1 pseudogene is annotated in these 300 nt (G+C 25.3%); it reads left to right on the forward strand.

The features are described 5' to 3' along the window. Positions 1-226 (forward strand): annotated as a pseudogene (locus ACSG5Z_RS30710) (hypothetical protein); the annotation flags it as partial. Positions 227-300: the final 74 nt, after the last annotated feature.

Consider the following 300-nt stretch of genomic DNA (forward strand, 5'->3'; position numbering starts at 1 on the left):
CGTTGATACAATGTACACAGCGCCAATTACATTAGCAAATTATATAATAAGGTTGCTTCATATCTTATTGTTTTTATTATCTATCAAATATGTATTCAAAGTACCTAATCTTTTTTTCGTAATAGGTACTTTGAATAATAGTTTTATTATTAGGTTACGTTCCCTATTAATAGGTATTGAAAATGCAGAAATTGAAATTCAAACAATATTAAGAGTTAAAAAATAGGAATACCTTCTCTTATAATTGACTCATTATTTAAAAACTAAAGGGATTCACTATTGACATCATTTGTTTACTTC

The sequence above is a fragment of the Bacillus pretiosus genome (genome assembly GCF_051294775.1).
Taxonomy (GTDB): Bacteria; Bacillota; Bacilli; order Bacillales; family Bacillaceae_G; genus Bacillus_A; species Bacillus_A wiedmannii.